Genomic DNA, 13,791 nt, shown 5'->3' on the forward strand with positions numbered 1-13,791 from the left:
AACGGCAGGCCGGATGCGGTCCGGAAGGGCCGGACCCGAGCACCCCGCACCCCATGAGAGACTGGTCTAGACAACCTTAAGCACCTGAAGGGCATCACCATGGTTGAGCGCCGCGTCAACGTCGGCTGGGCCGAAGGCCTGCACGCCCGGCCCGCCTCGATCTTCGTCCGCGCCGCGACGGCCTCCGGCGTCCCCGTGACGATCGCCAAGGCCGACGGAAGCCCGGTCAACGCCGGCTCCATGCTCGCGGTGCTCGGCCTCGGCGCCCACGGCGGCGAGGAAATCGTGCTCGCGTCCGACGCGGACGGCGCGGACGCCGCCCTCGACCGGCTCGCAAAGCTGGTCGCCGAGGGGCTCGAGGAGCTTCCGGAAACCGTCTGAGCCGGAACGGCTCATCACGGCGATGCGATGCGGTGAAAACGGCTCGGCCGTTTTCACCGCATCTTTTTCGCCCGAATCGAATGCGCACCTACAGAATTCGGGCAGCTGAAAACAACCCCGGCCAATAGCTCCTCTTTGTATACGGCGGAACTGTTAATGGGGAGCGCTCGCGGTGTTTACGGCATGTTGCGAAGTCCTCACCCTTTCGGTGCGCCGCAGCCGGTGCGCCGATGCCGCCCGCTCCGCGTGCTGCGCCGTCAGTGCCCGCGCCCGCTCCGCGTCACCGCGCGCCACCGCGTCGACGATCGCCCCGTGTTCCGCCCACGACTCCAGCGGCCGGGCGGGCGCCTCGACCGCGTACATCCAGGCGATCTTGTGCCGCAGCTGGGTGAGCAGCGCCGTGAGGCCGGGACTGCCCGAGGCCTGGGCGAGCGTCTCGTGGAACCAGCCGCCCAGCGAGCGCAGATCCTCGCCCTGCCCGCGGCGGGCCCGCTCCTGCCCCAGCCTCACCAGGCCGCGCAGCACCTTGAGATGCGCCTCGGTGCGCCGCCGTGCGGCCCGTGCGGCGCCCAGCGGCTCCAGCAGCATCCGGATCTCCAGCAGGTCGGCCGCCTCCTGCTCGGTGGGCTCGGCCACGCAGGCGCCCGCGTGCCGGCGGGTGACGACGAAGCCCTCGGACTCCAGGGTGCGCAGGGCTTCGCGGACGGGGACGCGCGAGACGCCGTAGCGGCGCGCGAGCACCTCCTCGGTGAGTCGGCTGCCGCGTTCGAAGACACCGGAGACGATGTCGTCGCGGATTGCCGTGCATACCGAGTGCGCGGGAATGCGCATGACCGGACCTCCGCCTTAATCCCCGCGAAACGCGGTCGGACGACGCCTGTTCTGCGACTCTATTGCAGCGCGCGGGAATTTCCGACGGCGGGCGGGAAATCAGGTATATCTTCTGGCCAAAGTTCCTGGCGGAGAACGGCCGGGGAACGCCGAAGACCCCGACGCGGGGGCGGGGCCTTCGGAAGCTGTCGGTGGAGGAACCTCAGAGGCTGACGCCGTGCGAGCGCAGGTAGCCGACCGGGTCGATGTCCGAGCCGTACTCGGCGCTCGTCCGGGCCTCGAAGTGGAGGTGCGGGCCGGACGAGTTGCCCGTCGAGCCGGAGAGGCCGATCTGCTGCCCCGGGGTGACGGACTCGCCGACGGACACCGAGAGGGAGGACAGGTGGCCGTACTGGGTGTAGGTGCCGTCGTTCATCTTGATCACGACGTTGTTGCCGTACGCGCCGCCCCAGCCGGCCTCGACGACGGTGCCCATGCCCACGGCCCGCACGGTGGTGCCGGAGGCCGCGTGGAAGTCGACACCGGTGTGGCTGCCGGAGGACCAGGCGGCGCCGCCCGCCTGGTAGGAGGTGGAGACGTACGAGCCGGCGATCGGGGAGACATAGCTGTTCAGGCGCTTGCGCTCGGCCTCACGGGCGGCGCGCTCCTTGGCCTCGCGCTCCGCCTTGGCCTTCGCCTCGGCCTTGCGCTTGGCCTCCTCGGCCCGCTTCTTCGCCTCGGCCTCGGCCTTCGCCTTGGCGGCGGCCGCCTCGGCGGCCTGCTGCTGGGCCTGCGCCTGGGCGTCGATCTGGTCGGCCAGGGTGTCGGCGACGACGATGGCGTTGAGGCCGGTGTCCTCGACCGTCGCGGCCGCCGGCTCGGCGGCGGCGAAGGCCGGCGAGCTCAGGGTGCCGACGACGCCCGCGGTGGCGAGGGTGGCGATGCCTGCGATGTTCGCGCTCTTGCGCGTCATACGGCTCGGACGACGGTGCTTCCCGGTGGCACGGGTGAACGCCATGAAGAGGCTGATCCTTTCCTTCCTTCTCGCCTACCGGGTTAGCTGACGGGTTCGGAGCAGGAAGGTCTCCTACGGGCTTCCTCTGGCGAGGAGGCCCGATTCACCCCAGGGACTGCGTGGGTCCCCGGCTCCCCAGGCTCGCGCCTGACGGGGACTCGGCGATGGCTGCCCGGTGCCGCGGGTGCGACGCTCACATCTGACGAACAGCCGGACAGACGCTAAGCGGCTCATCTGTCAATCACCAAACAGACACGGTTTTTTGTAGCGCACGCCACAGGCCAGACACCCAACCTCCGCAACAATCCGGACATATGGGAGGACCCCGGTGGCTCGCCGGCCACCGGGGTCCCTCTTGTCCGTCTTACTGCCGCTTACGGCCGATCAGCCGGTGACAACAGTCACTTCGCCGATGCCGAGCGCCTTCACCGGCTCCTCGATCTGCGACGCGTCACCCACCAGGACGGTCACCAGCCGGTCGACCGGGAACGCGCTGACGGCCGCCGCGGTGGCTTCCACCGTGCCCGTTTCGGCCAGCCGTACGTACAACTGCGCCTGGTAGTCGTCCGGCAGATGCTGCTCCACCTGGTCGGCGAGCGTGCCGGCGACGGCCGCGGCCGTCTCGAACTTCAGCGGGGCGACACCCACCAAGTTCTGTACGGCGACGTCGCGTTCGGCGTCGGTGAGGCCCTCGGCGGCGAGCGTGCGCAGCACCGTCCAGAGGTCCTCCAGCGCCGGGCCGGTGTGCGGGGTGTCGACCGAGCCGCTGATGGCGAGCATGGCCGCGCCCGTGCCGTCGGGTGCGGACCGCAGCACCTGGCCGAACGCCCGGACGCCGTACGTGTAGCCCTTCTCCTCCCGCAGGACGCGGTCCAGCCGGGAGGTGAGCGTGCCGCCGAGGCAGTACGTGCCCAGCACCTGGGCCGCCCAGACCCGGTCGTGCCGGTCGGGGCCGATACGGCCGAGCAACAGCTGGGTCTGCACGGCGCCGGGGCGGTCCACGATCACCACGCGGCCGGTGTCGTCGGCGGTCACCGGCGGCACCGGGCGCGGCTGCGCGGAGCCCCCGGTCCAGGCGCCCAGGGTCTCGGCGAGGACGGCGTCCAGGTCGGTACCGGTGTAGTCGCCGACGACCACCGCGGTGGTCGTGGCGGGGCGAACGTAGGCCTCGTAGAAGCCCCTTACGGCCGCGGAGTCGATCCGCGCGACCGTCTCCTCGCTGCCCTGCCTCGGGCGCGACATCCGGACGTCTGCGGGGAACAGCTCCGCGGAGAGCTGCTTGGCCGCGCGGCGGGACGGGTTGGCCAGCTCGTGCGGGATCTCGTCGAGCCGGTTGCGCACCAGGCGGTCCACCTCGCTGTCGGCGAACGCGGGGGCCCGCAGCGCCTCCGCGAGCAGCCCGAGGGCCTTCGGCAGCCGGGAGGCGGGCACTTCGAGGGAGACCCGGACGCCCGGATGGTCGGCGTGCGCGTCCAGCGTGGCGCCGCACCGCTCCAGTTCCGCGGCGAACTCCTCGGCGGTGTGCTTGTCGGTGCCCTCGGACAGGGCGCGGGCCATGATCGTGGCCACACCGTCGAGGCCGTCCGGCTCGGCGTCCAGCGGCGCGTCGAGGATGATCTCGACCGCGACGACCTGCTGGCCGGGGCGGTGGCAGCGGAGCACGGTCAGGCCGTTGTCCAGGGTGGCGCGCTCGGGGGCCGGGAAGGCCCACGGCTTGGCTTCGCCCGCCTGGGGCTGCGGGTGGAACTCCATGCTGGTGATCTCTGCGTCGCTCACTGCTGCGCCCCTTCGGTGCCGTTCTCGTTCGTGCCCTCGGCGTCGTCCGCGTCCTCCGCGTCTTCCGCGGCCACGGGTTCGTACACGAGGACCGCCCGGTTGTCGGGGCGCAGCCGGGCCGCGGCCACGGCCTGCACCTCTTCGGCGGTGATGTCGAGAACCCGCTGTACGGCGGTCAGGGCGAGCTGCGGGTCGCCGAACAGCACGGCGTACCGGCAGAGTTCATCGGCGCGGCCGGCGACCGTGGAGAGCCGGTCCAGCCACTCGCGCTCCAGCTGGGCCTGGGCGCGCTCCATCTCCTCCGCCGTGGGACCCTCGGCGGCGAAGCGGGCGAGCTCGTCGTCGACCGCGGCCTCGATCGTCGGTACCTCGACGCCGCCGGACGTCTTCACGTCCAGCCAGCCGAGGGAGGGTGCGCCGGCCAGCCGTAGCAGGCCGAAGCCGGCGGCCACGGCCGTCTGGTCGCGGCGGACCAGCCGGTTGTGCAGCCGGGAGGACTCGCCGCCACCGAGAACGGTGAGCGCCAGGTCGGCGGCGTCGCACTCGCGGCTGCCGTCCTGCGGGAGGCGGTAGGCGGCCATCAGCGCGCGGGCCGGCACCTCCTCCACGATCTCCTCGCGCAGCTGCTCGCCGATGACGTCCGGCAGCGAGCCGTCCCGCGGCGCCTGCTTGCCGTCGTGGGAGGGGATCGAGCCGAAGTACTTCTCGATCCAGGCCAGCGTCGCCGCGGAGTCGATGTCACCGACGACGGACAGCACCGCGTTGTTCGGCGCGTAGTAGGTACGGAAGAAGTTCCGCGCGTCCTCCAGGGAGGCGGCGTCCAGGTCGGCCATCGAGCCGATCGGCGTGTGGTGGTACGGGTGGCCCTCGGGGTACGCGAGGGCGGTCAGCTTCTCGAACGCCGTGCCGTACGGGACGTTGTCGTAGCGCTGGCGGCGCTCGTTCTTGACGACGTCGCGCTGGTTCTCCATGGACTCGTCGTCGAGCGCGGTGAGCAGCGAGCCCATCCGGTCGGCCTCGAGCCACAGGGCCAGTTCCAGCTGGTGCGCGGGCATGGTCTCGAAGTAGTTGGTGCGCTCGAAGCTGGTGGTGCCGTTGAGCGAGCCGCCCGCACCCTGGACCAGTTCGAAGTGGCCGTTGCCCGGGACGTTCTTCGAGCCCTGGAACATCAGGTGCTCGAAGAGGTGGGCGAGGCCGGTGCGGCCCTTGACCTCGTGCCGTGAGCCGACGTCGTACCAGAGGCAGACCGCGGCGACCGGGGTCAGGTGGTCCTCGGAGAGCACCACACGCAGCCCGTTGGCCAGGCGGTGCTCGGTCGCTGTCAGGCCGCCGGAACCGGCCTGCGCTGTGGCCGTGTGACCCATGGGCATGTACGTCCCTTCGATCGCGTGATGACTGCGTCACCAGAAACAGTCCTGCCACTGTATGCAAGCGTGCCGACACCTGGCGAAGTTCCCGTTCCGGAGCACCCTTACCGGGGATCACTCCTGCGATGGAACACCCGCTGAACAGGGAACGGGGAGGGTCGAGGTCGGCGTTGTCAGTCGAGCGGTCCACAATGGTCGCGACAGATCCAGACCATGTTGGTGAAGGAGCCGCAGCAGCGATGGCCCGCCGCAGCACGAAGACCCCGCCACCGGAGGATTTCGAGGAGAGGATCCTCGACATCGACGTTGTCGACGAAATGCAGGGCTCCTTCCTCGAGTACGCGTACTCGGTGATCTACTCGCGGGCCCTTCCGGACGCCCGCGACGGCATGAAGCCCGTCCACCGTCGCATCGTCTACCAGATGAACGAGATGGGCCTGCGCCCCGACCGCGGCTATGTGAAGTGCGCCCGCGTCGTGGGTGAGGTGATGGGCAAGCTGCACCCGCACGGTGACGCCTCCATCTACGACGCGCTCGTGCGCATGGCGCAGCCGTTCTCGATGCGGCTGCCGCTGGTCGACGGGCACGGAAACTTCGGCTCGCTCGGCAACGACGACCCGCCGGCCGCCATGCGGTACACCGAGTGCCGGATGGCCGACGCGACCTCGCTGATGACCGAGTCGATCGACGAGGACACGGTCGACTTCTCGCCGAACTACGACGGTCAGGAGCGGGAGCCGGTCGCGCTGCCGGCGGCGTACCCGAACCTCCTGGTCAACGGCGCCTCCGGGATCGCGGTCGGCATGGCGACCAACATGCCGCCGCACAACCTGGGTGAGGTGATCGCGGCCGCCCGGCATCTGATCAAGCACCCGGGCGCCGACCTGGAGACCCTGATGCGGTTCGTGCCCGGGCCCGACCTGCCGACCGGCGGGCGGATCGTGGGGCTCGCGGGAATCAAGGACGCGTACGAGAGCGGCCGGGGCACCTTCAAGATCCGCGCCACGGCGACGGTGGAGAACGTCACCGCGCGCCGCAAGGGCCTCGTCGTCACCGAACTGCCCTTCGCGGTCGGACCGGAGAAGGTGATCGCCAAGATCAAGGACCTGGTCGGTTCGAAAAAGCTGCAGGGCATCGCGGACGTCAAGGACCTCACCGACCGGGCGCACGGACTGCGCCTGGTGATCGAGATCAAGAACGGCTTCCACCCGGAGGCCGTGCTGGAGCAGCTCTACAAGCTGACGCCGATGGAGGAGTCCTTCGGTATCAACAACGTGGCTCTGGTCGACGGGCAGCCGCTGACGCTGGGCCTCAAGGAGCTGCTGGAGGTCTACCTCGACCACCGCTTCGAGGTCGTCCGGCGGCGCAGCGAGTTCCGCCGGACCAAGCGGCGGGACCGGCTGCACCTGGTCGAGGGCCTGCTGGTGGCGCTGCTCGACATCGACGAGGTCATCCGCCTCATCCGGTCCAGCGACAACTCGGCTCAGGCCAAGGAGCGGCTGATCGAGCACTTCTCGCTGAGCGAGATCCAGACCCAGTACATCCTGGACACCCCGCTGCGCCGGCTGACCAGGTTCGACCGGATCGAGCTGGAGTCGGAGCGCGACCGGCTGACCGGCGAGATCGACGAGCTGACCGGGATCCTGGAGTCGGACGCCGAGCTGCGCAAGCTGGTCTCCGCCGAACTGACCGCGGTGGCCAAGAAGTTCGGCACCGACCGGCGGACGGTCCTGCTGGAGTCCGCGGGCGCACCTGTCGCGGCGGTGCCGCTGGAGGTGGCGGACGACCCGTGCCGGGTGCTGCTCTCCTCGAGCGGGCTGCTGGCGCGGACGGTCACGGGCGAGCCGGCCGAAGCCGGCGACAAGCGGACCAAGCACGATGTGATCGTCTCGTCCGTCCTGGCCACGGCCCGCGCGGACGTCGGTGTGGTCACCTCGGCCGGCCGGCTGCTGCGGCTGCCGGTGATCGACCTTCCGCAACTGCCGGGCACGGCGTCGGCGCCGAATCTGGCGGGCGGCGCTCCGGTTTCGGAGTTCCTGACGCTGGAGACCGGCGAGAAGGTCGTCTGCCTGACCACCCTCGACGAGGCCTCACCGGGGCTGGCGATCGGCACCGAGCAGGGGGTCGTCAAGCGCGTCGTCCCGGACTACCCGGCCAACAAGGACGAGCTGGAGGTCATCGGACTGCGGGACGGTGACCGGATCGTCGGAGCGGTGGAGCTGCGTACGGGCGAGGAGGACCTGGTCTTCATCACCGACGACGCCCAGCTGCTGCGGTATCCGGCGGGACAGGTCAGGCCGCAGGGCCGGCCGGCCGGCGGGATGGCGGGGATCAAGCTGACGGCGGGCGCGAAGGTGATCCACTTCTCGGCGGTCGACCCGGCCGCCGAAGCGGTGGTGTTCACGGTGGCCGCAACCCACGGCACGCTCGACGACTCCGTACGGACGGCGAAGCTCACCCCCTTCGACCAGTACCCGCGCAAGGGCCGGGCGACGGGCGGAGTGCGCTGCCAGCGCTTCCTGAAGGGCGAGGACGTGCTGGTCCTCGCCTGGGCGGGAGAGGCGCCGGCCCGGGCGGCCACGGCGAACGGCACGCCGGCCGAGCTACCGGCCCCGGACCCGCGCCGCGACGGCTCGGGCACGCCGCTGACGGTGGCGGTGGCGTCGCTGGCGGGCCCGGTGTAACCGGGCACCGGTCACGGCTGCGGGCCGGTACCGGTCACGACTGCTGTACGAACCGCAGGACGCCCCACATGTTCCGCTCGTCGGCGGCGTCCTGCGGAGGCCGGGTCTCCCGGCATGCCTCCAGGGCCCTGCGCAGTGCGTCGGCGTCGACGCCTGATCCGATCAGCACCAGCTGGGTGAGGGGCTGCTCGTCCCTGGGCCACGGCTCCGGGGTGAAGCGCAGAAACCGGCCGACCGCGTGCAGCCCGAAGCGGTTGCGGGGGTCGGCCGCACCGAAGTCGACGAAGCCCTTGATGCGGTAGAGACCGTCGGGGCGGGTGTCGAGGAAGTCCATGAGCCGGCGCGGGTTCATCGGCTGCGACGAGACGAAGTCGACACTTTCGTACGCCGCGTGCAGATGCCCCGAATCTCCGTCGTGATGGTGGTCGGGGTCGTCGTCGTGCTGTTCCAGGTCCTCGAAGGAGAGCTGGCCCACCACTTCCGCCCTGGGCTTGCACTCGAAGAGCAGCTCGGGGTCGATCCGTCCGTACGACGCCTGGATCACCGGCGTACCGGGGCTCAGCCGTCCGATCACCTCGTGCATGCGCGTCCGTGCCGCTTCCGGCGCCCGGTCCGTCTTGTTGAGCACGACGAGATCGGCGATCCCCAGGTGCCGGTCGATCTCGGGGTGCCGCTCCCGGGTCGCGTCGAACTCGGCGGCATCGACGACCTCGACCAGGCCGCCGTACATCACCCGGGGGTTGTCACTGGCGAGGATCATGCGGACCAGTTCCTGCGGCTCGGCGAGGCCGCTCGCCTCGATGACGATGACGTCGAGCCGGGCCGAGGGGCTGGTCAGCTTCTCCAGATAGACGTCGAGTTCGCTCCCGTCGACGGCGCAGCACATACAGCCGTTGCCGAGGGAGACGGTCGAGCCGGCCTGGCCCGCCAGCGTCATGGCGTCGATCTCGATCGCCCCGAAGTCGTTGACGACGGCGCCGATCCGGTTGCCGCCGCGCCGGCTGAGCAGGTGGTTGAGGAGGGTGGTCTTCCCGGACCCCAGGAACCCGGCGAGCACGATGACGGGAATGGGGGTCCTGGTCACGCCTGTGCCTCCTCGGATACGGAACGGCTGTCGATACTGCCACGCATCAGGCCTGGCATTTCGGATGGGGAGGCCGGGCCCTTAACGTTCATAGACATGAGCGCCGCACCGACCGGACCAGGACAGGCGGGGAGCACCGGACACCCCAGACGCCGACGCTTCGGCTGGCCGCAGCGCGTCTTCTCCCAGGTACTGCTGATGCAGCTGGCCATCGCCGCGGGGGTCGCCGTGCTGGCCACCGGCCTGTTCCTCGCGCCGCTCAGCGCGCAGCTCGACGACCAGGCGATGCGGCGCGCGCTGGCCATCGCGCAGACCACCGCCGCGCAGCCGGGACTCGCCGGGCAGGTACTGGGTTCCCGGCCGGCCCCGGATAATCCGGTGCAGGCCGAGGCCGAGCGGATCAGGGTCGCCACCGGCGCCGAGTACGTCGTGGTCGTCGACCGGCGAGGCGTGCGCTGGTCGCACCCCAATCCCCGGGAGATAGGCCGGCTCGTCTCCACCGACCCCAGCGAGCCGCTGGCGGGCCGCGAGGTCATGGAGATCGACAGCGGTACGCTCGGCCGCTCCGCACGCGGCAAGGTCCCGCTGCGGGACGCGTCGGACCGGATCGTGGGTGCGGTCTCGGTCGGCATCGAGTACGACAGCGTCCGCGACCGGCTGCTGGCCGCGATCCCGGGCCTGTTCGCGTACGCGGGAGGGGCTCTCGCGGTGGGCGCCCTGGCCGCCTATCTGATCTCCCGCAGAATTCAGCGGCAGACCCATGACCTGGCTTTTTCCGATATCTCCGCCCTGCTGGCCGAGCGCGAGGCGATGCTGCACTCCATCCGGGAGGGCGTCGTCGCGCTGGACGCGGCCGGCCGGGTGCGGCTGATGAACGACGAGGCCCAGCGGCTGCTGGGGCTCGGCTCCGAAGCCATCGGGCGGCCGCTCGACGAGGTGCTCGGCGCCGGCCGGACCACCGATGTGCTGACCGGCCGGATCACCGGCAAGGACCTGCTGACCGTCCGTGGCCGGCGGGTCCTGGTGGCCAACCGGAAGCCGACCGACGACGGCGGGGCCGTCGCCACGCTGCGCGACCGCACGGAGCTGGAGCAGCTCGGCCGCGAGCTGGACTCCACCCGCGGCCTGATCGACGCACTGCGCGCTCAGGACCATGAGCACGCCAACCGGATGCACACCCTGCTCGGCCTGCTCGAGCTGGAGATGCACGAGGAGGCGGTGGAGTTCGTGACGGAGGTCGTGGATGTTCACCGCGCCACGGCGGAGCAGGTCACCGAGAAGATCCACGACCCGCTGCTGGCCGCGCTGCTGGTCGGCAAGGCGACGGTCGCGGCGGAGCGGGGCGTCTCCCTGACCCTCGCGGACGCCACCCGCCTTCCCGACCGGCTGGTGGATCCGCGGGGGCTGGTCACCATCGTCGGCAATCTCGTCGACAACGCCCTGGACGCCTCGGCCGGCTCCGCCGGCCCCCGGGTGGAGGTCGAGCTCCGGGCGGAGGGGCGTACGGCCGTACTGCGGGTGTGCGACAGCGGGCCCGGCGTTCCCGAGGAACAGCGGGAGTTGATCTTCACCGAGGGCTGGTCCACCAAGGAGGTTCCGGCGCACGGCAAGCGGGGCCTCGGCCTCGCCCTGGTACGCAGGCTGGCCGAACGGCAGGGCGGCAGTGCACGGGTGTCCCCGGGCGTGGACGGCGGCGCGGAGTTCTCCGTCGTACTGCCCGAGGCGCTGACCGACGCCGGGCTGGCTGCGGCGGCCGGCGGTGCACCATGAACGGTGTGAGCCGTGAGATCGAGGTACTGGTCGTGGACGACGACAAGCGGGTTGCCCAGATCAACGCCGCGTATGTCGAGAAGGTTCCCGGCTTCCGGGTCGCCGGCCGGGCGCACTCCGCGGCCGAGGCACTCGCCGTCATCGAGGGAGTTCACGTCGATCTCGTCCTGCTGGACCACTACCTCCCGGACGAGAACGGCCTCGCGCTCGCACGGAGGCTGCGTCAGCTCGGCCACCACACCGACGTGATCATGGTCACCGCGGCCCGCGATGTCGCCACCGTCCAGTCGGCCATGCGGCACGGCGCGCTCCAGTACCTGGTGAAGCCGTTCACCTTCGCCGGCCTGCGGGCCAAACTCGAGGCGTACTCCGCGCTGCGCCGCACCCTCGACGGGGGCGGCGGCGAGGCCGAACAGGACCAGGTGGACCGTATCTTCGGGGCCCTCGCGACTGCCCAGGCCGACCCCGCCACGCTGCCGAAGGGGCACTCCCCCGCCACCGCGGAGGTGGTGCGCCAGGTGCTGCTGACCGCCGAAGGCCCGCTCTCGACCCAGCAGATCGCGCAGCGGGCAGGGTTGAGCCGGCAGACGGCCCAGCGCTACCTCAAACTGCTGGAGCGTACGGGCAGGGTCCGGCTCGGCCTCAAGTACGGCGAGACAGGCCGCCCCGAGCACCGCTACACCTGGGCGGCCGGCCTCTAGGGGCTCCAGTACAGCCTCTGGGACGGGGTCTAGACCGCTCCGGCCCCGGTCAGCGAACGGACCTCCGTCTCCGCGTGCTTGGCCGCGTCCGGCGGCTCGTGCGAGGTGACCGTACCGATCCAGCCGGCCAGGAAACCCAGCGGGATGGAGATCAGACCGGGGTTCTGCAGCGGGAAGACATGGAAGTCGACGCCGGGGAACAGCGCGTCCGGACTGCCCGACACCACGGGCGAGAACAACACCAGCAGCACCGCCGGGACGAGCCCCCCGTACACCGACCAGACCGCGCCACGCGTGGTGAAGCCCCGCCAGAACAGCGAGTACAGCAGCACCGGCAAATTCGCCGAAGCGGCGACGGCGAAAGCGAGCCCGACCAGGAACGCCACGTTGAGGTCCTGGGCGAGCAGTCCGAGCCCGATGGCGGCCGCCCCGATCCCCACCGCCGCCATCCTCGCCACCGCGACCTCGCTGTACTGCTGCCTGGCGCGGCGGCGCCGCAGCGAGGCGTACAGGTCGTGCGCGACGGAGGCCGAGGAGGCGAGGGTGATGCCCGCGACGACGGCCAGGATCGTGGCGAAGGCGATCGCCGCGACCACGGCGAAGAGAACCGTTCCGCCAGTGGTACCCGCGCCCCCGCCCATATCCAGCGCGAGCAGCGGAACCGCCGTGTTCCCCGCGGCGTTGGAGGCCCGTACCTCGTCCGGGCCGACCACCGCGGCCGCGCCGAACCCGAGCACGATCGTCATCAGGTAGAAGCTGCCGATGAGTCCGATGGCCCAGACGACCGAGCGGCGGGCGGCGCGCGCGGTCGGCACGGTGTAGAAGCGCGACAGGATGTGCGGCAGCCCGGCCGTGCCCAGGACGAGCGCGAGTCCGAGGCTGATGAAGTCCAGCCGCGCGGTCCAGTCCCCGCCGTACTTGAGGCCGGGGGCCAGGAAGTCCTTGCCGTGGCCACTGCGATCGGCGGCGGACATGAGCAGCTGGTTGAAGTCGCCGTGGAAACGCACCAGTACGAGCACGGTGAGCGCGATCGCGCCGCCCATCAGCAGCACGGCTTTGACGATCTGGATCCATGTGGTGGCGCGCATTCCGCCGAACGACACGTAGATCACCATCAGCGCGCCCACACCGACCACGGTCCAGGCGCGGGCGGCCTCGCTGGTCCCGCCCAGCAACAGCGCCACCAGGCTGCCCGCACCGACCATCTGGGCGACCAGGTAGAGCACGGAGACGGTGACGGACGAGGTGCCCGAGGCGATCCGCACCGGGCGCTCGGCCATCCGCGCGACCACCACGTCGGCGAGCGTGAACCGCCCGCAGTTGCGGACCAGTTCGGCGACGAGCATGAGGACCACGAGCCAGGCGACCAGGAAGCCGACGGAGTACAGCAGGCCGTCGTAGCCGAACAGGGCGATCAGACCGGAGATACCGAGGAAGGAGGCTGCCGACATGTAGTCGCCGGCGATGGCGAAACCGTTCTCCATGGGAGAGAACAGCCGTCCTCCCGCGTAGAACTCCTCGGCGGAACCATGCCGGTTGCGGCTCACCCACGTCGTGATCGCCAGCGTCACGGCGATGAAGGCGCTGAACAGCAGCAGCGCGAGGGTCTGGTGGTCGCTGCTCAATCTGCTCAACGTCCCTTCCCCCGCGTCAGTTCCTGGGCCCGGTTCTGCTCGAAGACGACCCAGCGGAGATCGAGCGCTGCCCGGTCGCGGCGCAGCCGTGCATGCCGCGCGTACGCCCACGTCAGCAGGAAGGTGGAGAGGAACTGGCCGAGTCCGGCGAGCATGGCGACGTTCACGGCCCCGGCGACGGGGCGGGCCATCAGCGCCGGTGCCGTGGTCGCGGCGACGACGTAGGCCACGTACCAGGTGAAGAAGGCGAGGACTGCGGGCACCACGAATCTGCGGTAGCGGCTGCGCACCTCCTGGAAGGCGGCGCTGCGCTGAACCTCCAGATAGATGTCGGCCGGGCTGTGGCCCCGGTCGGGGCCGGCAGGCGCGGGGGGCGCTGCGGGCGCGGGGGCGCCCGCAGCGTCCAGTTCACCCCAGCCGGAGGCAAGCGCGTCGTACCAGGGGTCGTCCAGCCGGATCGTTCCGGCATCACGCCCTTCGTGCTTCTCCACCACACTCTCCTTGCCCGCCGCCGCACTGGCCGCGTGCCCAAGGATGTGCAGAACGGGAAGATCCCGGACTCTTCTCTC

11 protein-coding genes and 1 riboswitch are annotated in these 13,791 nt (G+C 70.8%); of the genes, 4 read left to right on the top strand and 7 right to left on the bottom strand.

What is annotated here, in order from left to right:
- Positions 1 to 99: 99 nt before the first annotated feature.
- Positions 100 to 381: an HPr family phosphocarrier protein gene (locus ACWV17_RS06445; RefSeq protein ID WP_455356523.1), complete on the top strand. Its 282-nt coding sequence runs from the start codon at positions 100 to 102 to the stop codon at positions 379 to 381.
- A 153-nt stretch (positions 382 to 534) separates the two neighbouring features.
- Here the strand turns inward: ACWV17_RS06445 and ACWV17_RS06450 are convergent, their stop codons facing one another.
- The 4 genes from ACWV17_RS06450 to ACWV17_RS06465 form a co-directional block, all read right to left on the bottom strand.
- Positions 535 to 1,212 (bottom strand): GntR family transcriptional regulator, encoded by a 678-nt coding sequence (locus tag ACWV17_RS06450; protein WP_455356524.1) that lies wholly within the window; start codon positions 1,210 to 1,212, stop codon positions 535 to 537.
- Positions 1,213 to 1,414: 202 nt separating this feature from the next.
- On the bottom strand, positions 1,415 to 2,209 hold the full coding sequence (locus tag ACWV17_RS06455) for a M23 family metallopeptidase (protein ID WP_455356525.1): 795 nt from the start codon (positions 2,207 to 2,209) through the stop codon (positions 1,415 to 1,417).
- A gap of 13 nt (positions 2,210 to 2,222) precedes the next feature.
- A riboswitch (cyclic di-AMP (ydaO/yuaA leader) is annotated at positions 2,223 to 2,380 on the bottom strand.
- Between the two features lie 210 nt (positions 2,381 to 2,590).
- Complete coding sequence (locus ACWV17_RS06460) at positions 2,591 to 3,958, bottom strand: M16 family metallopeptidase (RefSeq protein WP_455358912.1); 1,368 nt, start codon at positions 3,956 to 3,958, stop codon at positions 2,591 to 2,593.
- Positions 3,959 to 3,978: 20 nt separating this feature from the next.
- Positions 3,979 to 5,346, bottom strand: coding sequence for a M16 family metallopeptidase (locus ACWV17_RS06465; protein ID WP_455358913.1), 1,368 nt, complete (start codon positions 5,344 to 5,346; stop codon positions 3,979 to 3,981).
- Between the two features lie 242 nt (positions 5,347 to 5,588).
- On the opposite strand from ACWV17_RS06465, the gene ACWV17_RS06470 reads away from it, so the two are divergent.
- Positions 5,589 to 8,033, top strand: a complete 2,445-nt coding sequence (locus ACWV17_RS06470; RefSeq protein WP_455358838.1) for a DNA gyrase/topoisomerase IV subunit A — start codon at positions 5,589 to 5,591, stop codon at positions 8,031 to 8,033.
- A gap of 34 nt (positions 8,034 to 8,067) precedes the next feature.
- Here ACWV17_RS06470 and ACWV17_RS06475 read toward each other — a convergent pair whose 3' ends face one another.
- Positions 8,068 to 9,117 carry a CobW family GTP-binding protein gene (locus ACWV17_RS06475; RefSeq protein ID WP_455358839.1) on the bottom strand — a complete coding sequence of 350 codons (1,050 nt, stop codon included), beginning with the start codon at positions 9,115 to 9,117 and terminating at the stop codon, positions 8,068 to 8,070.
- Between the two features lie 96 nt (positions 9,118 to 9,213).
- On the opposite strand from ACWV17_RS06475, the gene ACWV17_RS06480 reads away from it, so the two are divergent.
- Both ACWV17_RS06480 and ACWV17_RS06485 read left to right on the top strand, forming a co-directional pair.
- The gene (locus tag ACWV17_RS06480) at positions 9,214 to 10,887 is read left to right on the top strand and encodes an ATP-binding protein (protein ID WP_455358840.1); all 1,674 of its coding nucleotides are present in this window, start codon (positions 9,214 to 9,216) and stop codon (positions 10,885 to 10,887) included.
- Positions 10,884 to 11,588 (top strand): DUF7342 family protein, encoded by a 705-nt coding sequence (locus ACWV17_RS06485; protein ID WP_455358841.1) that lies wholly within the window; start codon positions 10,884 to 10,886, stop codon positions 11,586 to 11,588. The genes ACWV17_RS06480 and ACWV17_RS06485 overlap by 4 nt, the downstream gene beginning before the upstream one ends.
- A gap of 29 nt (positions 11,589 to 11,617) precedes the next feature.
- On the opposite strand, the gene ACWV17_RS06490 is transcribed toward ACWV17_RS06485, so the two are convergent.
- Together ACWV17_RS06490 and ACWV17_RS06495 are read right to left on the bottom strand one after the other, a co-directional pair.
- The gene (locus tag ACWV17_RS06490; RefSeq protein WP_455358842.1) at positions 11,618 to 13,213 is read right to left on the bottom strand and encodes a solute symporter family protein; all 1,596 of its coding nucleotides are present in this window, start codon (positions 13,211 to 13,213) and stop codon (positions 11,618 to 11,620) included.
- A 5-nt stretch (positions 13,214 to 13,218) separates the two neighbouring features.
- Positions 13,219 to 13,713: a DUF485 domain-containing protein gene (locus ACWV17_RS06495; RefSeq protein ID WP_455356530.1), complete on the bottom strand. Its 495-nt coding sequence runs from the start codon at positions 13,711 to 13,713 to the stop codon at positions 13,219 to 13,221.
- Positions 13,714 to 13,791 lie beyond the last annotated feature (78 nt).

The sequence above is a fragment of the Streptomyces mabaensis genome (genome assembly GCF_053763515.1).